The organism is Streptomyces sp. NBC_01537 (genome assembly GCF_045040445.1).
Lineage (GTDB): Bacteria > Actinomycetota > Actinomycetes > Streptomycetales > Streptomycetaceae > Actinacidiphila.
Map to the genome: position 1 here is coordinate 2,998,728 of NZ_CP109392.1, position 19,021 is coordinate 3,017,748.

Sequence of the window (19,021 nt, forward strand, 5' to 3'; positions counted from 1 at the left end):
TCGCGCCCCTTCACTGAGGGAACTCTGCAGGCTCTCGGCAGGCCGGCCCGGTTTCCGAGGAAAGGACGTCATGTCGGACACCTCGTGGCTTCACTCCTCCCCTGCCTGGACCCCTGTCTCGGACGGGCTGCTCGGGTCGCTCGACCCGCTCCTGCGGGAATGGCTGCCCAGACAGCGCTGGTTCGCCGGGAAGGGCCGTCCGGTCACCGGCTTCGGGCTGGTCTCCGCGACCGAACTGCTGCCCGGGGACGGGCGGATCGGCACCCCGGGGATGCTGCATCTGCTGCTCGACGTCCATCAGCCCGGCCAGCGCCCCGAGTGCTATCAACTCGTCCTCGGCACCCGCCCGCTTCTCCCCCCGCCGCTCGCCCCGGCGTTGATCGGCCACGCGGTCGGCGGCCCGCTGGACGGACTCACGGTCTACGACGCCCTGTACGACCCCCGGCTGGCCGCGGTGCTGCTGGAGCGGCTGCGGTCACCGGGCCAGGCGGGAGGGCTGCGGTTCGCGAACGAGGCCTCGGCCGACATCCCGGGCGGGCTTACGCCCCGGCTGTCCACGGCCGAGCAGTCCAACACCTCGATCGTCTACGGCGATACGTTCATCCTCAAGCTGTTCCGGCGGGTGGCCCCGGGCCCCAACCCCGACCTGGAGCTGTCACTTGCCCTGGGGCGGGCGGGCTCGCGGCGGGTGGCGGCGCCGGCCGCGTGGTTCGAGGCCGTCGGCGCGTACGAGGAGCCCGCCACGCTGGGCGTGCTGCAGCGGTATCTGCCGGGTTCGACGGACGCCTGGGCGCTGGCACTGCGGTCGGTGGACGACGCCGGTGATTTCACCCCGGACGCGTGGGCCCTCGGGCAGGCCACGGCCGAGGTGCACCTCGCGCTGGCCGCCGCGATGCCCCGGGCGGTGCTCCGGCGGCCCCAGATCTCCGTACTGGCCGCCGCCATGGCCGAACGCCTGGACGCCGCCGCGCTGGCGGTCCCGGCACTGCGGCCCTTCCGTACGCAGCTGCGCACCGCCTTCCACGACCTCGCCGAACTGGGCGACCGGGGCACCGTCCTGGCCGCCCAGCGGATCCACGGCGACCTCCACCTCGGCCAGGCCCTGCGCACCCCCGCCCAGGGCTGGGTCCTCATCGACTTCGAGGGCGAGCCCGCCCGGCCGCTGGCCGAGCGCCGCCGGCCCGCACCCCCGGTCCAGGACGTCGCCGGCATGCTGCGGTCCTTCGACTACGCCGCCCGCCACCGCGACCCGGCCTCCGTCGCCGCGGCCGCCTGGGCCGACCGCTGCCGGGCCGCCTTCTGCGACGGCTACGCGGCCGCCTCCGGCACCGACCCGCGGGAGGAGCCGGTCGTCATACGGGCCTTCGAGACCGACAAGGCCGTCTACGAAGTGCTCTACGAGGCCCGCCACCGCCCCGGCTGGCTCCCGATCCCGATGTCGGCGGTCCGACGCCTGGCATCGCCGCCCGGGTAACCCCCTCCCTCCCGGTTGGGGGCAGCCGTCCCGCAGGGCGGGACGGGTGGGCCCGACCGGGACCACCGGCGTGCAGCCGACAAGTCAGACCGTAATCACCACCGAGGAGGACCCACCCGTGACCGACCGCCAGCGCCAGCGTCCTGGTACCCAGCCGGAAGCCGCCGCCCGCGGCTACGACCCCGCCGGGACCGACCGCCCGCCCGCCTCGGGCACGGCCCCGCGACCGGTCACGGCCACGCCCCAGCCCGTCCCCGTAAGCCCGGTGCCGGCTCCGGCTCCGGCAACCGAGGTGCGTACCGAGCTGAGCGCGGCCCCGCCGCTGGGCACGGACGACCGCCACCGCCTCCTCGGCGGCTCCCACCACGACCCGCACGGGCTGCTGGGTGCCCATCCGGTGCCGGGCGGCGGCGTGCTGTTCCGTGCGCTGCGGCCGTACGCGCTGGGCGTGGCCGTGGCCGCCGCCGGGCTGCGGACCGAGCTGTTCGACGAGGGCGACGGGCTCTTCAGCGGCATCCTCCCGCTCCAGGAGGTCCCCGCCGACTACCGCCTCCTGGTCACCTACGACGACGGCGAGCACGAGCTCCAGGACCCGTACCGCTTCCTCCCCACCCTGGGCGACGTGGACCTGCACCTCATCGGCGAGGGCCGTCACGAGCAGCTCTGGCAGGCGCTGGGCGCCCATCCCATGACCCACGCCGACGTCACCGGCACCCGCTTCACCGTCTGGGCGCCGAACGCGCGCGGCGTCCGCGTCGTCGGGGACTTCAACTACTGGGACGGCACCGGCTTCCCCATGCGCTCGCTCGGTTCGACGGGCATCTGGGAGCTCTTCCTCCCCGGGGTCGGCGAGGGAGACCGCTACAAGTTCGAGATCGTCACCCCGGACGGCGGGCGGCGGCTCAAGGCCGACCCGATGGCCCGCCGGACCGAGGTCCCGCCGGCCACGGCGTCCGTCGTCACCGAGTCCAAGCACCAGTGGCGGGACGACCAGTGGCTGGAGCAGCGCGGCCGCACCCCCGTCCACCAGGCGCCGCTGTCCGTCTACGAGGTGCATCTGAGCTCCTGGCGGCCGGGCCTGTCCTACCGCGAGCTGGCCGCGCAACTCCCCGCGTACGTGAAGGACCTGGGCTTCACGCATGTCGAGCTGATGCCCGTCGCCGAGCACCCCTTCGGCGGCTCCTGGGGCTACCAGGTCACCTCCTACTACGCCCCGACCTCGCGGATGGGCACCCCCGACGACTTCAAGTACCTGATCGACGCCCTCCACCGGGCCGGCATCGGCGTCATCATGGACTGGGTCCCCGCCCACTTCCCCAAGGACGACTGGGCGCTGGCCAACTTCGACGGCGCCCACTGCTACGAGCACGCCTTCCGGGGCGAGCACCCGGACTGGGGCACGCTGGAGTTCGACTTCGGCCGGACCGAGGTGCGCAACTTCCTGGTCGCGAACGCCGTCTACTGGTGCGAGGAGTTCCACATCGACGGGCTGCGGGTCGACGCCGTCGCCTCGATGCTCTACCTCGACTACTCGCGCGAGGCGGGCGAATGGACCCCCAACGCCCACGGCGGCCGGGAGGATCTGGACGCGGTCGCCTTCCTCCAGGAGATGAACGCCACCGTCTACCGCCGCTGCCCCGGCGTCGTCACCATCGCCGAGGAGTCGACGGCGTGGGACGGCGTCACCCGCCCGACCGACAGCGGCGGCCTCGGCTTCGGCCTGAAGTGGAACATGGGCTGGATGCACGACTCCCTGGAGTACGTCGCCCACGAGCCCGTCCACCGCAAGTTCCACCACCACGAGATGACCTTCTCGATGGTCTACGCGTACAGCGAGAACTACGTCCTGCCGATCTCCCACGACGAGGTGGTCCACGGCAAGGGCGCGCTGGTCAGCAAGATGCCCGGCGACTGGTGGCAGCAGCGCGCCACCCACCGGGCGTATCTGGGCTTCATGTGGGCCCACCCCGGCAAGCAGCTGCTCTTCATGGGCCAGGAGTTCGCCCAGGGCGCCGAGTGGTCCCACGACCACGGCCCCGACTGGTGGCTGCTCGATCCGACGTACGGAGCCGCCGCCGACCACCGGGGCGTACGCGACCTGGTGAGGGACCTCAACGCGGTCTACGGGCGCACGCCCGCGCTGTGGCAGCTCGACACCTCCCCCGAGGGCTTCGCCTGGATCGACGGCAACGCCTCCGAGGACAACACCTTCTCCTTCGTCCGCTACGACGCCTCCGGGGACCCGCTGATCGCCGTCAGCAACTTCTCCCCCGTCGTCCGCCACGGCTACCGCCTCGGCACGCCCGACGTCCATGCCTGGCGCGAAGTCCTCAACACCGACGCCCTTGCCTACGGCGGCGGCGGGGTCACCAACCCCGACCCGCTGAAATCAGAGCCCACCCCCTGGCACGGCCACCCCGACAGCATCCACCTCACCCTGCCGCCGCTGGCCACGGTCTGGCTGCGGCCGGCGTAGAGCCCGTCCGGCGGCCCCTTTAAGCTGGGCGGATGCACATCGAGGAACGCACCGCGGCCGACGAGTCCCTGGCCAAGCTGATCGACGCCGCCTACCAGGAACTCGTCGACCGGTACGGCCCCGAAGGCCGCTCCCAGGTGCACCCGGACGCCCGCTACCTCGTCGCCGCGGTCGACGGCATCGCCGTCGCCTGCGGCGCCATCCAGCCCTGCGGCCCTGACCTCCCCTTCCTCGGCGAGGTCAAGCGCATGTACGTCCAGCCCGCCCACCGGGGGCGCGGCATCGCCCGCGCCCTGCTCGCCGCCCTGGAGACCCTGGCCACCGACCTCGGCTGCCACGCCCTGCGCCTCACCACGGGGGTGCGCCAGCCGGAGGCCATCGCCCTGTACGAGAGCAGCGGCTACGTCCGCGTCGAGCCGTACGGCAAGTACGTCCACGAGCCGCTGACCCGCAGCTACGCGAAGGCTCTCGCCTAGCCCGCAGGGCGGATGTGCACCACGTCCTGGGCGAGCTCGGGCGGGTTGGTGAGCAGTTGGTGCAGGGCGTTCGCGGCGGTGGACGACAGGAGGGGCTTCATGGCGCCCACGCGGGTCAGGTAGCCGTCGGCTTCCCAGACGGGGTGGGCGCGTTGGCGGTCCTCGGTGGTGAAGTTCTCGCTGAAGGCGCTGTCGGCTATGGAGCCGAGGATGACGAGGGCCACGCGGATGCCGTCTCCTCGCAGCTCCTTGTGCATCGCGGCGGTGAAGCCGTTCAGGCCGTGCTTGCTGGCCGCGTACATGGCCATCAGCGGCATGTGGTCCAGGGTGATCTCGGAGGAGATGTTGACGATGTCGCCGCCTCCGGCCGCGCGGAGCAGGGGCACGGCGGAGCGGATCGTGTGGATGGGGCCCAGGAGGTTGGTGCCTATGCAGGCGGCGATGTCCTCGTCCTGGGTTTCCTCTATGGCGCGGACGCGGGCGACACCGGCGCTGTTGAGCAGGATGTCCACGCGGCCGAACCGGGACTCGATCTGCTCGAAGGCGGCCCGGACGGCGGGGCCGCTGCTGACGTCGGTGGGGATCGCCAGGACCGATCCGCTGATGTCGCGGACGGCCGCGTCCAGCCGGTCGGCGCGCCGGGCGAGGAGGACGACGTGGGCGCCTTTGTCGGCAAGGAGCTCGGCCACCGCCCTGCCGACGCCGGTCGAGCCCCCGCTGATCACAGCGACCTTTCCCTGCACGGTGCCTGCCAAGGCGGCCTCCCCATCGAGACGTGTCGGTCCAGGACCGGACTGGTGAGAGGCTACCTCTCCGATGACGAGAACTCCATATCCGTGGACGGAAATGACAAACGCCGGACGGGCTGCGAACCAGCCCGTCCGGCGTTTGAGGCCGCGTCCGGGGTCAGGGGGCGGTGAGACCGCCCAGCGCGGACTCGTCGACCTTGCCGAGGCGCTCGCGCTGCGGGAAGTCGCCGACGTCGACGCGGGCGACCTCCTTGGCGGTGCGGTAGTCGACGACCGAGACCTGGTCGAGGTTGCTGAGGGTCACGAAGCAGTAGTTGCCGTCGGCGCTGGTGGTGGCCCAGTAGGGAAGGGCGTCGGTGGGGTAGTTGACGAAGCCGTCGGTGGTGAGGGCGGGGCGGGAGACGATGGCGGTGTAGTCGTCGATGGTGCCGACGTCGCAGAGCTTGGTCTTCGCGCCGTTGAAGGCCATGCCGTGGTGGGCGGAGTTCTGCGGGTAGTCGTCGGGGCTGAGGGCGGCGGCCTTGGTGCTGAAGGGCATCTGGACGGTGCGGGTGATGGTGCCGGTGGCGAAGTCGTACTCGACGAAGCCGTTGAGGTAGGAGAGCTGGGCGTACATCGTGGTCTCGTCGGGGGTGATGACGGCCGGGCGGACGCCGTACTCGAAGGGGTAGGTCTTGATGACCTTGTAGGTGGTGGCGTCGACCTCGGTGACCTGCTTGGCGCCCTTGAGGAAGTTGAAGGCCTTGAGGAGGCTCACCGTGCCGATGCTCATGTTGTAGATGTGCTTGCCGTCTGCGGAGTACATGTTCTCGTGCGGGTACGTGCCGGTGGCGAACTCGTTGACGACCGCACCGGTGGCGGTGTCCAGCACCTTGGCCTTGGCGGAGGCGATCGCGGAGACGACGAAGCGGGTGCCGTCCGGGGAGAGGGCGGCGTGGTCGGCCTTGTAGCCCTCGATGTCGGTGCGCCAGAGCTCCTTGCCGGTGGCGACGTCGAAGGCGGCGGCGTCGCCGAGGGTGCCACGGGAGACGTAGACCGTGCGGCCGTCGGGGGAGATCTGGGCGTCGTCCACGAGGTGCTCGCCCTTGGCCTGGTCGACGACGATGCTGTGGATGGCCTGGCGGAAGATGTCCCAGCTGTCGAAGAGGGCCTGCTTGTCGGGGGCGACGTCGAGCGTCCCGAGGTTCTTGAAGGTGGCGCCGTCGAGGAAGCTGACGGTGCCGTCCGAGCTGTTGCCGACGAGCAGGACGTTCCGCAAGGAGGCAGTGGCGTCCGCCGCCGTTGCGGGCGACGCACCCGCACCGGCGAAGAGGAGGCCCAGCGCGATCACCGCGCTGCCGAACGCACCCCGGAGTCTCATGTGTTGTCCTTTCACCCGCGACTTTGAGCATGAAAGATTCATGACAAGGCGCATGGTGCCATGAAGGAGTTACCGGCGGTAAGAGTCAGGCGCAGGCCGTTCCGTTGAGCGTGAAGGAGCCGGGGGTGGCGTTCGTCCCGGTGTAGGTGGCCGTGAAGCCGAAGCTCGCCGTGCCGCCGCTCGCGGAGAGGGTGCCGTTCCAGCCGACGTCCTTGGCGGTGACGGCCTGGCCGGACTGGCCGACGGTCGCGTTCCAGCTGCTGGCGATCTTCTGGTCGCCGGGGAAGGCGAAGGCGAGCGTCCAGCCGGAAATGGGCGAACTGCCGGTGTTCCTGACGGTGACGTCCGCCTGGAAGCCGCCGGTCCAGCTGCTGGTGAGCGCGTAGGAGACCTGGCAGGAGAGGGTGGCGGGCGGTGTCGTCGTCCCGCCTCCGCTGCCGGACCCGCCGGTGGCGGGCAGGAGGTAGGGCTGGAGGAAGCCCTGCTTCAACGTGTCGACAGTGGTCCAGTCGTCCTTCAGGATGCCGCCGGTGTCACCGGAGTTGGGGTTCAGCGACCAGTAGGTGAAGTCGAAGCCGGCGGTGCCCTTGCCCATGTAGTCCAGCAGCTTGGCCAGCCACTGCTGGTCCTTGGCCGCAGTGAGGGTGCTGCCGAACTCCCCCACCAGGACGGGGGCGGTGCCGGACTTCTTCAGGTGGCCCCAGTTCCTGTCCCAGATCGCCGGGAGGTTGTCGGGGAAGTCCGCGGCGCTGAACCAGGGCTGGGGGTAGACCGAGGTCGCGTAGTCGTGGGCCGAATAGACCAGCTTGTTCGGCTTGTTGAGGCGTACGGGGGCGGAGTCCGCGCCCTGCAGGTTCCCGCCCCACCAGTAGCAGTCGCCGTTGTAGCAGTCGATGCCCTCGACGATGATCAGCCAGTCGGGGTTGGCGGCCAGGACCGCGTTCCCGGCCCGCTCGGCGGCCAGCCGCCAGTCCGTGGCCTGCACCCCGGTGCCCCAGGTGGACTGGCCGTGCGGCTCGTTGTGGAGATCCGCGCCGACGACGGTCTGGTTGCCCTTGTAGCGGTTGGCCAGCATCACCCAGTCACTGATCCAGCGCGACTCGCTGTACGCGGAGGTGTACCACAGCTCCGACTGACCGCCGCTGTCCGGGCGGTGCCGGTCGAGGACGACGTGCAGGCCGATCTGGCCCGCGTAGCCGATGACCTTGTCCATGATCTGCAGGCCGTTCAGGCCCTGCAGATCCGGGTTCTTGGCGTAGTCGATGCTGTTCGGGGCCGAGGCGGCGTCGAAGAGCTGGTTGGAGTACGGCAGGCGCAGGGTGTTGTAGCCCAGCGACTTCACCTGGTCCAGCAGGTCCTTGTAGCCGCGGGTCCACAGACCGTGCGGCGAGTAGTTCGCCGTCTCCAGCCCGAACCAGTTCAGGCCCGTCATCCGTACGGGGCTTCCGGTCGCATCGACGATCTGGCCGCCGGACGTGGACCACGGACCGTCACCCGCGGCGGCATGGGCGGGGCCCGAGGTCACCAGGAGGCCGGTCGCCGCGAGTGCGGCGGCCAGCAGGCCGGCGGCCAAAGCCCGTAAGGCCTTGAAGCGGGAAGCTCTTGGGGTCGGTGTTCGCATGCGGGTCCTCCAGATATGGGAGCGCTCCCATTCGCGTGTGCGTGGAGGATGCTGAAGGCGGACGGGGCACCTGTCAAGGGTTGTTGCGTCCGGACTCCCCCACCAGGTGCGGAAGTTGGCGAGGACGCGGTCTGGGCCGACCGCCGGATCACCCTCATACTGAGCAGATGGGGGACTGTGCCGATGGTTCGTGAGGACGAGTTACTTCCGGAACTGTTCTGGGCCGCCGACGAGGCCTCAATGCAGGGTCAGCGCAAGACGGTGCGCCTTTTACGACAGCAGCTGGTCATGCTGACGCTGGCCTCGATCTTCAGCTCCTTCGACGCGCAGCTGTTCGGCATCGACTGGCCGTCATGGCTGGCGGCGGTGATGTTCGCGCTGGCGGCGCTGGCCACCTTTCTCCTGAACCGGGGGAATCCGCAGGCGATCTGGTACGAAGGCCGGGCCGTGGCGGAGTCGTTGAAGACCCTGGTGTGGAAGTACGCCATAAGAGCCGATCCGTTCACGCCGCCCGGCGGCGAGAAGAACCCCGAGGCGCTGTACCGGCTGCAGCTCGCCGACGTACTGCACACCTTCCGCAACAGCGCGGCGCTGCCGCTGCCCGTACACGCCGACATCACCCCGGCGATGCGACGGCTTCGCGAGGCGCCGCTGCGGGTGCGGCACGACGTGTACATGCGGGAGCGGGTGCGGGTCCAGCACGACTGGTACACGGCGAAGGAGGCCGCCTGCGAGGCGCGCGGGCGGCGCTTCGGGCGGGTCGCGACCCTGCTGCCGGTGTGCGGTATCGCCGCTCCGGTCATCCAGATGGGCGGCTGGTTTCCCGTCAACACGCTGAGCTTCATCGCGGCGATAGCCGCCTCGGTGTCCGCGTGGGCGCAGTTGCGCCAGTACCGGCCGCTGGCGGCCGCGTACCGGGTGGCGGCGGATGAACTGGAGCTGATCCGGGTGCATCTGGCGGCACTGGACCTGACCGCGCCGGACGCGGAGGAGACCTGGTCCCATCTGACGCGGGACGCGGAGGATGCCGTGTCCCGGGAGCACACCACGTGGCAGGCCCGGCGGGAGCTGCGCGTGTAGATCCGCGGAAAGACAGAAAGACAGAAGGACAGGGGGTTGCTTGTGCTGCGAATCGTACAGGCGCGGGACGGGCGGGAGCTGGCGGTGGAAGTGCGCGGGGATCCGCGTGGCAAGCCGGTGTTCCTGCTGCACGGCACGCCCGGCAGCCGGCTCGGCCCGGTGCCGCGCAGCGCGGTGCTGTACCGGCTGGGGGTACGCCTGGTCACCTTCGACCGGCCCGGTTACGGCGGCTCGGACCGGCTGCCGGGGCGGCGGGTGGCGGACGCCGCCGCCGATGTCCAGACGATCGCGGACGACCTGGGGCTCGACCGCTTCGCGGTGGTGGGCCGCTCGGGCGGCGGCCCGCACTCGCTCGCCTGCGCCGCGCTGCTGCCGGACCGTACGACCCGGGTGGCGGTGCTGGTGGGGCTGGCGCCCAAGGACGCGCACGGCCTGGACTGGTCCGGCGGCATGGCCCCGTCCAACACGCAGGAGTACTCCACGGTCGAGGCGGCCAAGCACCGGATGGCGGTCGGCCTGGAGCGCCGGGGCCGGGCGATCCGCGAGGACCCGGCCAGTCTGATCGCCGAGCTGCGCCCCGAACTCCCGGAGCCGGACCGGAAGGTCTTCGCGGACTCGGGCATCCGGGCCATGCTGGTCCGCAACTACGCGGAGGCGCTGCGCACCTCGGTCGACGGCTGGGTCGACGACGCCCTGGCCTTCAGCCGCGGCTGGGGCTTCAGCCTGGAGCGGATCTCCGTGCCGGTACTGCTGTGGCACGGAGCCGCCGACGTCTTCTCACCGGTCGAGCACTCGCGCTGGCTGGCGGCGCGCATCCCCACCGCGACCGTGATCGTCGACCCCCACGCCGCCCACTTCGGCGCGCTGGCGATGGTCCCGGAAGTACTCAGCTGGGCGATCGGCCCGGACGCTCACACCGGCTGAGGCTCCACGTCGCGGTTGACCCGGTACCACTCGCGGCTCGCCCTGGTCAGCGGGTGGTCCTCGCCCATGAGCCGCACGCACTCGGCCAGCACCCGGGTACGGATCTGCTGGGCCTGCCCCTCCTGACCGGCCTGACGCAGGGCGTAGGCGAGGTTGATCTCGCAGGCCAGCGCGTCCGGGTGCTCGGGACCGTAGCGGTCGGTGAGGCCGCGCAGCGCGGCGTACAGGAGGTTGATGGCGCGGTCCAGGTTGCCGAGTTCACCCTGCGCGTTGGCGAGGTTGACCATGCAGCACAGCGTGTACGGATGGTCGGGTCCGACCGCGCGCTCCAGCCCGGCCAGGGTCTGGGCGCCCAGGTCGACGGCTTCGAGCGCGAAGCCGCAGCCGCGCAGGTAGATGACCAGGTTGTTCTGGCAGGCCAGGGTGAAGGGGTGGTCGTCGCCAAGCAGTTCACGGTAGGAGACCAGGACATCGGTCGCGATGTCCCGGGCCCGCTCCTTGTCGCCGGCCGCCGAGTAGTCGGCCGCGAGGTTGAGTGCGCAGGCCAGCGCGTCGGGTACATCGGGACCGTAGCGCTGGAGATAGCGGTCGTACGTCACCTGGGTGAGCCGCATCGCCTCGGCGGCGCGACCGGCCTTGCGCAGTGAGACGGCCAGGCTCTTGCGGTTGCGCAGCGTCTCGGGGACGTCGGGGATGAGGACCTCTTCGAAGACGTCCATGACCTCTTCGAGCATGGCCACGGAGCCGCTGTAGTCGCCGATCTCCCGCAGGTCACGGCCGAGGTTGGCCTTGGTCGACAGCGTGTAGGGGTGACGGTCGCCCAGCATCGGGATGCGCCGCTCCAGGGTCTCCTGGTCGAGACGGCGGGCGAGTTCGGAATCGCCGGTGAGACGGTAGTCGATGGCGAGGTTGTTGGCGGCGACCAGGGTACGCGGGTTCACCTCGCCGAACACGTCCTTGAACCCCTCGTAGATCTGCTGGTCGCGCTCCCGGGCCTCCTGGAACCTGCCGAGCGCCCGAAGGTCGGCGGCGAGGCTGCCGCCCGTGATCAGGGTGTGCGGGTGTCCGTCGGGCAGCAGCGCGGTCTGCCGGGCGAGGGTGTCCTCGTCGTGTACCCGGGCTTCGTCGTACTTGCCCTGCGAGCGCAGAACGTTGGCGAGTTCGAACTTCAGGTTGAGGGTCTGCAGATCGTCCTCACCCAGGGACACCACCCAGCCGTCGAGCAGCTGCTCCGCGAGGACCCGGGCGGGTTCCAGCTCGCCGCGCTTCCACAGGTAGCGGACTCGGTCGACCAGCAGCTGGCGGGGCTTTTCCTCGCGGCACTCCTCGGCGGTGGAGGGGCCCAGGTGCGGCCAGATCATCTCGAACGCCGGCCAGTTGGCGGGGTCGTTGATGGCGTCCTCGGGTTGACGGCTGGCAGCCTCGGCGAGGATTCGGTGCACCTCGTGCTTGGTGTTCTCCTCCTGTTCGAACGTCATCTCCGACCGCACGGCCGCCTGTACGAGCCGGTGCACCTGGATGCTGCTGTCGGCCGGGTCGACCTTGGCCAGCGCGTAACGGCTGACGGCCTGGATGACCTTGCCCAGCATGTAGCGGTCCCGCAGGTCGGGGTCGAAGGGCAGCAGGGCCTGGATGGTCGACTCGCTGTCGATGAGGGACATGGAGATCGGCTCGGCCGCGAAGAACGCGCACAGCTCCAGCAGGCGGACGGCGGCCTTGGACCTCTCCCGCAGCCGGGAGATGGAGATGTTCCAGGTCGCCCCCACTTCCCGGGGGTAGCCGGCGGCGGTGGTGACCGACAGTGCCTGGGTGGCCTGGTCCTTCAGCTGGTGGACGTAGGCCTGCACGGGGGTGGCCGTCTCCGCGAGCCAGGCGGCGGCGACCTCGACGGCCAGTGGCAGGTCGCCCACCGCCTCGGCGACCTGGGAAGCGTCCTCAAGGGTCATGCCCTTGACCCGGCGGCTCAGGTGCTCCACGCTCTCCGCCCGGGTGAACACCTCGATTTCCAGGGCCTCGGCATGGGCCGTCGGCGGCTTGTTGCGAGCGGTCACGATGATGTGACCGCGTCCGCCGGGGAAGAAGCGGCGTACCGTCTCCGGGTCCTCGACGTTGTCGAACACCAGCAGCCAGCGGGGCAGCCTGCTCCCGGTGGTCAGCTCCTCACGGGCCGCCTGGGCGGCTTCGGAGACGCTGTCGCCGACCCTCAGATCCAGCCGTCGGGCGAGTTCGGCCAGTGAGGTGGCGATCCGGTCCTCCTGCTCGGACTCGATCCACCACACCAGGTCGTAGTCGGCCTTGAAGCGGTGCGCGTACTCCAGTGCCACCTGGGTCTTACCCACGCCGCCGAGGCCGTGCAGCGTCTGCGGGAAAGGCTGGAGAGAGTCGTTCCCGCCGCCCAGCCGGTCCCGCAGCCGGTCCAGCACCGCGGAGCGGCCGGTGAAGAAGGTGTTGCGCGGCCGCAGGTTGGACACCAGGGGGTCGCCGACGGGGAAGCGCGGGCCGCCCTGCCCGGAGGCGCCGTTCAGCTCCGTGTCCTCGCGGCCGAGCGCGCGCAGCAGCGTGGCGGCGGCGGCCTGGCCGTCGAGCCGCACCAGGCTGACCGGGCTGCGCTGGGCCAGCGGCGGTCCGGGACGTACGTCGCCGACCCGGACCGGGAGCAGCTGGTGCTGGATGCCGGTGGGATCGGTGTCCACGGCGGACTCCCACAGCCGCATGGCCCGCCGGGACCGCAGATAGGCGGCGGAGAGCACCACGAGCGTGCGCGAGCCGGCGCCGCCGGCGGACGGCTGCTCGCCGAGCGCGGTATGGGATTCCACGTCCCAGGGCACGACGGCGAATCCGGCCTTGGTGAGCACCCACTCCATCCAGTCGGCCCACATCCGGTCCTCCGGCACGTACGCGAGCACCAGCCCGGACGGCGGCACGGGCCGACGCCGGGTGAACTCGCCGGCCCAGCGCACCCGTTCCGCCTCGTCGAGGGGCGGCAGGGCGGCGACGGCCCCGTCGGAGACGACGGAGGTGAGCCGCTCGCAGGCGGACAGCATGGAGCTGGACAGGCCCGGGGCGTCGCCGAAGGTGGCGAGGATCTCCTCGTAGGCGTAGAAGGGCCGGTACGGAATCTCCACCGATCCCCAGTAGGCGGTGCGCTCCTCGTCCACCATGTCGGCGGGCAGGCCGTCGAAGCGGGCCCTGGCCAGCGCCCGGCCCGCGTCGGCCTTCTCCTTCTCACCGTCGTCGATGCGCATCGGCACCGGGAGGATGCGGATGCCCCGGCCGCTGTAGCGCTCCTCGATGTCGCGGGCGACGGAGGCGGCACCGTAGATGCTCTGGTCGCTGAGAGTGAAGCAGACCACGAGAACATCCGGCATGTGGACGGTGCAGATGTCGGCGATGTCGCTCAGGCCCGTACGACTGTCGATGAGGACGTAGTCGTAGTGCCGGCGCATGTCCTCGCGCATCGCGTCCAGGAACTGGCCGCCGCCGAAACGGTCGTAGAAGACGTCCCAGTCGATGCCGGTGAGAGCCGTGGAGTAGTTGCGGTCCTGCCGGCCGGCGGACAGATAGTCCAGGCTCCCGCCTTTGGGGAAGGCCCAGTTGAGGGAGATGGCGTGCGGCCGGACCCGCGCGAAGTTGCGGTGCCAGTCGGGTGCGCGCGGCACGTCCCGCAACGCCTCCTCGCGGTACTCGGTGATCAGGTCGATCATGCCCGAGGTGGCGGCGAGCGCGGAGGGATCGAGGAAGGGATGGAAGAAGCGGTACAGCCCGGGGGCTTCCAGGTCCCAGTCGACGGTCAGCACGCGATGGCCGTTGGCCGCCAGGATCCAGGCGGTGTTGGCCAGAGCCATGGTGCGTCCGGTGCCACCTTTGTAGGAGTAGAAGGTCACCACGCGTCCATTACGGCTCTCGGTCATCCTGGCCCTCCGCCTTGTGGGGTTCAGTCGTGCCGTGGTCGTCTTTTCTGAGGCTCACCGGTGGGGTCGGACCCTCCGGGTTCCCTGGGCTGTCGGGCCGACCGGGTCTGCCGTGCGGGGGTGGTTGCTCATGGCCGTACGTGTCCACGGACGGGCCGCGCAGCCGGGGGCGCTCCTGGGGTGGTCCCTGCGGCGGGAAGACCTTGGCGTGGGCGGCGTAGTGCCGGGCGGCACGCCCCACGGCGTCGGGAAGATCGTCACCGAACGCCTCCAGGCTGGGGATGCCGGTGCGGATGAAGCGATGGCTGGCGGAGCCGCTGACGCCTCCGGGATCCAGGGCCTGGTCGGTGAGATCCCGCAGGTTCTCCTCATGGCCGTTGGACTCCGGGTCCGCCCGGTTCCAGGGCACCATCACGCTTATCCAGGGCCGGTGCTCCCTGCCGAAGCGGGCCAGCAACTCGCGCCGGTACGGCGACTCCATGGCCCAGCGGTCCAGCAGCAGCACTTCGGGAGCATTGGGCTCCGGGTCCAGTAAGCGGTCCAGTCCTTCCTCGAACAGCCCTACGCTGACCTGGTAGTCGAGATTGCGCGCGAGATCGGCGGCGTGGGCGGCCAGCGGCCGGGTGCTCTGCGGATGGTACGGATTCCAGTCGCGCGCCGACGGCCCGTAGCAGTCCGGCCCCCGCCCGTCCGGCAGATCCTCCGAGTTGCAGCACGCGAGCACGGTGATCTGGAGCGGCCGGCTGGCGCCCGGCGGGGCGAAGGCGCTGTGGACCTTGTGATAGTCCACGTGGCGCCCTTTGGGGATGCTGGTCTGCTCCACGACGTTGACGATGCGTTGGGCGAGACGGTAGACCGCGAGCTCGTACTGCTGCCTGAGATAGCTGAGCTTGATCAGCCCGTAGAAGCCCTCGGTCGCGTAGTCCTCGCCGAAGTCGGCGTGATTGAACTGCAGCCGCTCCGCCGGTCCCGGCAGGTCGGTGGTGGGCACCGGCACCCACAACGCGGGCACTATGCCGGACATCGGGCTGTCGTACACCGCCCGGTGATTGACCGCGCGGGTCGAGAACGCGAACCACTCCTTGCCGCACTGCTGGCTGCGGAAGTAGCGCGGCGAGTAGAGCGGCACGAAGACGCGGCAGTGGGCCAGTGCCGCGGACAGCGACTCGGGCCACCCCTCGCCGAGGTTCATGCCCCGGTCCATGAATCCGGCCTTCACCCCTGCCGGGAGCGTCGTCATCTGCAGGATGTGCGCGCACAGGTCGTTGTAGAGCTTGGCCACCCACAGGTCAGGGTCCGGGTCGGAAGGATCGTTCCTGGGCGTGTGCGCATAGCTCAGAAAGAAATAAGGCGTGTCCGAATCGCCATCCCGCCCCACAGGTACTGCCATGCGCCATCTCCCCCGGCCGGCCGTCCATGTCCCCACCTCGCCCCATGATGAGGGAACCTCAGTGTAGGAACCGCCGATTCTCCGGTGGAATAGCGCATGACCTCCGATTTTTCAGTTCTTCGGTTGCCGGCCGTGCGCGATGAGCCATTTCTCGATCACATCGACCGCGTCAGCGATGGGCACCAGGTGGCACTCGGCGTCCCCGAAACGCCCGTTCAGCACCTCGCATTCGCGCGCCACCACCGGCACTAGCTGCGGAAAGTGCTTGTCGTCGATGTCCAGCCCCTGGAACGGCACCCACTCCTTGCCCCCGTCGGCCGTCGGCAGCACCGCACGGTAGGGACGGGACGGCGGCGGATCCGCCCGGTAGTCGGCGAGGTGGTAAGCCGTGCAGACCCAGAGGTCCACCCCGATCAGCAGAGCCCGCGCGCCCAGGTCGTACAGGCGGGCCGTGGGCGACTCCTCGCCGAGGTGGCTCTCCAGCGCGTGGCCGTCGAGGACGGCCGGGGCGGCCGGGCCCACGGCCGTGAAGGACGTCTGCGGGTGCGCGCTGCGCAGCGCGCCCGGCGTGAGCCTGACCTCCTCGGCGAGCCGTCCAATGCTGCGCGACACCGGCGTGGTGAGCCGATCGAAGGCGGGCATCGAGGCGCGGTACTCGGCGAGTTGGGCCGCGTCCATGCCCGCGGTATGCTCCCGGTCCAGCCGCGAGGTGTCCGAGTTCTCGGGCGTCGCCGCGTACGCCACCAGGGTGCCCCGCGGGCCCAGCGCCTCGCGCAGCGCGTCGACCACGGTCCGCCCGCCGCCCTTCACCTGCCCGACGGCGCGCAGCGAGCCCTGCGCCAGCAGCACGTCCCCCGGCTCGACGCCCAGCTCGCGCAGATCGTCGGTCAGGCTCTCCACGGTATGCACACCGGAGGGTTCAGATCTCATCGAGCTCTCCCAGCCAGGGGCTGACGGTCCGGGCCATCGCGGCCGCGAAGCGTTCGCCCGTCGTGGTGAGCGAACCGGACGCGACGAGCCGGTCGACCGCCTCCGCCGTGTAGCGGGCCCACCGGGGGAACTCGACGGCCGCCTCCGGGTCGCCCTGGCGGGCGAGGGCGCGCCAGTACTCGGCGACGGCCACATGGGCGTACGTCCCCTGGAGCAGCCCCTCCAGCGGGCGCAGGTCGGGCCGCCAGGGCGCGTCGAAGAGACGGGTGTCCTGCGGGTCGTACAGATCCATCAGGTCCAGCACCGCCCCGAGCTTCACGTGCTGGAACTCATGAACCACCAGCAGCGCCAGCCGGTGCGCGGTGAGGGGCCGGGCGATACCGACCGTGCCGAAGGCATGGCGGGCCGCGCCGCTGACGTCGCTTCCGTCGGCCGGGCGGGTCAGCGGGGTGATGGTGCGGAGCCCGGTGGCCAGTCCGGGTGCGTAGAGCGGCAGTTCGCGCTTGACGAAGGCCCAGGCCTCGGCCAGGTCCTCCTGCCAGGCCTTGGCCCCTGCCTCGTCGTGCCGGGGCATGAGCGGCCACTGATGAGCGTCGCGGTACGGGTCGGTGTCCTCCAGCGCGACCGGCCACTCGGCAGGGCCCAGCCGCCGTACGGGGTGCCAGCGGCGGTCCGCCGGGCCGTCCCAGCCGATCCGCAGTACCTGAGCGGCGGCCCGCACCACGAAGCCGTCGGCTGTGGCCTCGATCTCCGCCTCGTCCGCTCCGGCCGCGCCGTCCAGCAGGACCCGGCCCAGCCCCGGCAGCCGCACCGACCGCTCACGCAGCGGCACCCTCACGACCGCCGGATAGCGGTCCCCAGCCCGCAGCACCGCGGCGGCGGCGACCTCGGCCAGGCCCGCCACATCCGCCCCGTCGCCGGGGGTCTCCAGGCACTGCCGCGCCCACGGCCGGGTGTACGGGTGTGCCAGCACGGCGTCCAGCGCGTCCGGCGCGGCGGCGTCCACCTCCGCCAGCGCGCGCCACGCGGCAGCGGTCCTGGCGTCACGGGGGGCCTGCTCCCAGACGGCGGCGAGCAGGCCGCGGGTGATCTCCAGCTGCTCCGCCGCGAGGGCGGCCACCGTGTCGGCGTCACCGTATCCGGCGGCGAGCTGGTCGATCTGATCATCCGTCAACAGCGCGTCCGGGGAGGGCTGTTGCCGTGCTTCGGCGGCGGTCATGGGCGTTTCCCGTTCCACTTCCTCGACATCCTGGATGCCGGTAATCAGCTTCATCAGATCGGGGCAGAACACGGAGGGATTCGCGAAACCGCTCCCCGTGCGATAGCGGTGCGCGTACAGTCCCCCGCCGCAGGTGCTGACCACCGGACAGGACCGGCAGGTCTCGGAGAGCCCCGCCTCGCCCTGGGTGCGGGCCACCATGCCCGGATGGGCGGCCACCTCGTCCAGGGAGTTCGCGAAGACATCCATGCCCGTCACGGGTGCCCCGTCATACGAGGTCTTGAGCGAGTCGGCCTGCTCGAACGTCCCGTCGGTCTCGATCACCACCAGATCGACCGGATCGACGCCGAGTGACTCCACCAGACTGCTCTCGCCGCGCAGCATCCGCCGTACCGAGTCGAAGATGCGCACCGGCACCGGGCGGCCCTGCTCCGTCCAGCGCTGATGGATGGCCAGAAGCCAGTCGGCGTAAGGCGCCTCGGCGCCGTCGGGGCGCTCGGGCGGCTGGTCATGCGTGGCGTGGGGCAGAAGGAAGTCGATCCTGGGCGGATCCTGCGCCAGCAGTGCGTCGTACACCGCCAGCGGGTCGTTCCGTACGTCGATGGTGCAGAGCAGGCCGCCGTAGAGGTGTCGGTAGCGGGGCTCCCGCAGCAGGCCGACGGCCTTCAGAACGCGGTCGTAACTGCTTCTGCCGTCGGCGAAGCGTCTGTGACGGTCATTTGATGCCTTGTCACCGTCCAGGGAGATACCGACGGTGATCCCGAACTCGTCGAACAGATCGCAGAAGCGCTCGCTCAGCAGCACCCCGTTGGTCTGGATGCCGAGTTCGAGCGAGCAGACGCCGTCCAGGGCGCCGCGTAACCCCTCGGCGGCCCGGCGGATGCGTGCCGGGCCGGCGAGCAGCGGCTCTCCCCCATGGAACACCACCTGTACCCGTTTCAGGCCATGGGTGGTGACGTGCTCCACCACTCTCTCCGCGACCCGCTCGAACACCATGTCGGCGGTCGCCCGGGGGCGGCCCTGCCAACTGGTGTCGGCGTGCTCGTAGACGTAGCAGTGATCGCACGCCAGATCACACCGGCTGTGCAGCTTGAGGACGTACTGCGAGAGCGGCCTCAATGACGATGACGACCCATCCATGGCTTGACGCCCAGAACCCCTGTTTGAACCCTTGTTTCAGTCAGCTCACCGGCTGAACGACTGGAACGCCGCCACCGGAACACCGCCGGAGGAGGCAGCGGCGGGCATCACGCGGTTGAGCGCGGGCGAGGCGGCAGCGCTGCCGCGGGAGGCCAGCTCCGCCAGCGGGATCCGCCGGCGGGTCGTCGGACGCTGGGGGAAAGAGCCGGTTTCGGCCTTCAAAGCGGCGGTTGCACTCATAGGTCGTTTCCTGTTCCGCGTAGGGTGGCAT

13 protein-coding genes are annotated in these 19,021 nt (G+C 70.7%); 5 read left to right on the plus strand and 8 right to left on the minus strand.

What is annotated here, in order from left to right; genetic code table 11:
* The first annotated feature begins 70 nt into the window (after window positions 1-70).
* From OG607_RS13695 to OG607_RS13705, 3 genes are all read left to right on the plus strand, one after another.
* Window positions 71-1,474 (plus strand): maltokinase N-terminal cap-like domain-containing protein, encoded by a 1,404-nt coding sequence (locus tag OG607_RS13695; RefSeq protein WP_405722984.1) that lies wholly within the window; start codon window positions 71-73, stop codon window positions 1,472-1,474.
* Window positions 1,475-1,592: 118 nt separating this feature from the next.
* Window positions 1,593-3,950 carry a 1,4-alpha-glucan branching enzyme gene (gene glgB, locus OG607_RS13700; RefSeq protein ID WP_405722986.1) on the plus strand — a complete coding sequence of 786 codons (2,358 nt, stop codon included), beginning with the start codon at window positions 1,593-1,595 and terminating at the stop codon, window positions 3,948-3,950.
* A 32-nt stretch (window positions 3,951-3,982) separates the two neighbouring features.
* Complete coding sequence (locus tag OG607_RS13705) at window positions 3,983-4,426, plus strand: GNAT family N-acetyltransferase (RefSeq protein WP_405722987.1); 444 nt, start codon at window positions 3,983-3,985, stop codon at window positions 4,424-4,426.
* Here OG607_RS13705 and OG607_RS13710 read toward each other — a convergent pair.
* From OG607_RS13710 to OG607_RS13720, 3 genes are all read right to left on the minus strand, one after another.
* Window positions 4,423-5,181, minus strand: coding sequence for an SDR family oxidoreductase (locus OG607_RS13710; RefSeq protein ID WP_405722989.1), 759 nt, complete (start codon window positions 5,179-5,181; stop codon window positions 4,423-4,425). The two genes, OG607_RS13705 and OG607_RS13710, sit on opposite strands and share 4 nt — an antisense overlap.
* Before the next feature lie 151 nt (window positions 5,182-5,332).
* The gene (locus OG607_RS13715; RefSeq protein WP_405722991.1) at window positions 5,333-6,535 is read right to left on the minus strand and encodes a YncE family protein; all 1,203 of its coding nucleotides are present in this window, start codon (window positions 6,533-6,535) and stop codon (window positions 5,333-5,335) included.
* Between the two features lie 85 nt (window positions 6,536-6,620).
* A complete protein-coding gene (locus OG607_RS13720) occupies window positions 6,621-8,156 on the minus strand; it encodes a cellulase family glycosylhydrolase (protein ID WP_405722993.1) in 1,536 nt (511 codons plus the stop codon).
* 183 nt (window positions 8,157-8,339) lie between these two features.
* Between OG607_RS13720 and OG607_RS13725 the strand changes: the two genes are divergently transcribed.
* Window positions 8,340-9,236, plus strand: a complete 897-nt coding sequence (locus OG607_RS13725; protein WP_405722995.1) for a DUF4231 domain-containing protein — start codon at window positions 8,340-8,342, stop codon at window positions 9,234-9,236.
* Window positions 9,237-9,278: 42 nt separating this feature from the next.
* Entirely contained in the window at window positions 9,279-10,160 is an 882-nt protein-coding gene (locus OG607_RS13730; protein ID WP_405722997.1) for an alpha/beta fold hydrolase, read from the plus strand.
* Here the strand turns inward: OG607_RS13730 and fxsT are convergent.
* From fxsT to fxsA, 5 genes are all read right to left on the minus strand, one after another.
* The gene (gene fxsT / locus OG607_RS13735; protein WP_405722999.1) at window positions 10,148-14,071 is read right to left on the minus strand and encodes an FxSxx-COOH system tetratricopeptide repeat protein; all 3,924 of its coding nucleotides are present in this window, start codon (window positions 14,069-14,071) and stop codon (window positions 10,148-10,150) included. The two genes, OG607_RS13730 and fxsT, sit on opposite strands and share 13 nt — an antisense overlap.
* Window positions 14,055-15,461 carry a TIR-like protein FxsC gene (locus tag OG607_RS13740; RefSeq protein ID WP_405723001.1) on the minus strand — a complete coding sequence of 469 codons (1,407 nt, stop codon included), beginning with the start codon at window positions 15,459-15,461 and terminating at the stop codon, window positions 14,055-14,057. Before OG607_RS13740 ends, fxsT begins: the two co-directional genes overlap by 17 nt.
* A 111-nt stretch (window positions 15,462-15,572) precedes the next feature.
* Window positions 15,573-16,391 carry an aminoglycoside N(3)-acetyltransferase gene (locus OG607_RS13745; protein ID WP_405723003.1) on the minus strand — a complete coding sequence of 273 codons (819 nt, stop codon included), beginning with the start codon at window positions 16,389-16,391 and terminating at the stop codon, window positions 15,573-15,575.
* Complete coding sequence (locus tag OG607_RS13750) at window positions 16,381-18,729, minus strand: FxsB family cyclophane-forming radical SAM/SPASM peptide maturase (RefSeq protein ID WP_405723006.1); 2,349 nt, start codon at window positions 18,727-18,729, stop codon at window positions 16,381-16,383. The genes OG607_RS13745 and OG607_RS13750 overlap by 11 nt, the downstream gene beginning before the upstream one ends.
* 66 nt (window positions 18,730-18,795) lie before the next feature.
* Complete coding sequence (fxsA, locus tag OG607_RS13755) at window positions 18,796-18,990, minus strand: FxSxx-COOH cyclophane-containing RiPP peptide (protein WP_405723009.1); 195 nt, start codon at window positions 18,988-18,990, stop codon at window positions 18,796-18,798.
* Between the last annotated feature and the right edge of the window lie 31 nt (window positions 18,991-19,021).

Excerpts from the sequence above, each read along its gene's own strand:
- OG607_RS13695 (WP_405722984.1), top strand. The coding sequence starts at position 71 with ATGTCGGACACCTCGTGGCTTCACTCCTCCCCTGCCTGGACCCCTGTC.
- OG607_RS13705 (WP_405722987.1), top strand. The coding sequence starts at position 3,983 with ATGCACATCGAGGAACGCACCGCGGCCGACGAGTCCCTGGCCAAGCTG.
- OG607_RS13715 (WP_405722991.1), bottom strand. The coding sequence starts at position 6,535 with ATGAGACTCCGGGGTGCGTTCGGCAGCGCGGTGATCGCGCTGGGCCTC.
- OG607_RS13720 (WP_405722993.1), bottom strand. The coding sequence starts at position 8,156 with ATGCGAACACCGACCCCAAGAGCTTCCCGCTTCAAGGCCTTACGGGCT.
- OG607_RS13725 (WP_405722995.1), top strand. The coding sequence starts at position 8,340 with ATGGTTCGTGAGGACGAGTTACTTCCGGAACTGTTCTGGGCCGCCGAC.
- fxsT (WP_405722999.1), bottom strand. The coding sequence starts at position 14,071 with ATGACCGAGAGCCGTAATGGACGCGTGGTGACCTTCTACTCCTACAAA.
- OG607_RS13740 (WP_405723001.1), bottom strand. The coding sequence starts at position 15,461 with ATGGCAGTACCTGTGGGGCGGGATGGCGATTCGGACACGCCTTATTTC.
- OG607_RS13745 (WP_405723003.1), bottom strand. The coding sequence starts at position 16,391 with ATGAGATCTGAACCCTCCGGTGTGCATACCGTGGAGAGCCTGACCGAC.
- fxsA (WP_405723009.1), bottom strand. The coding sequence starts at position 18,990 with ATGAGTGCAACCGCCGCTTTGAAGGCCGAAACCGGCTCTTTCCCCCAG.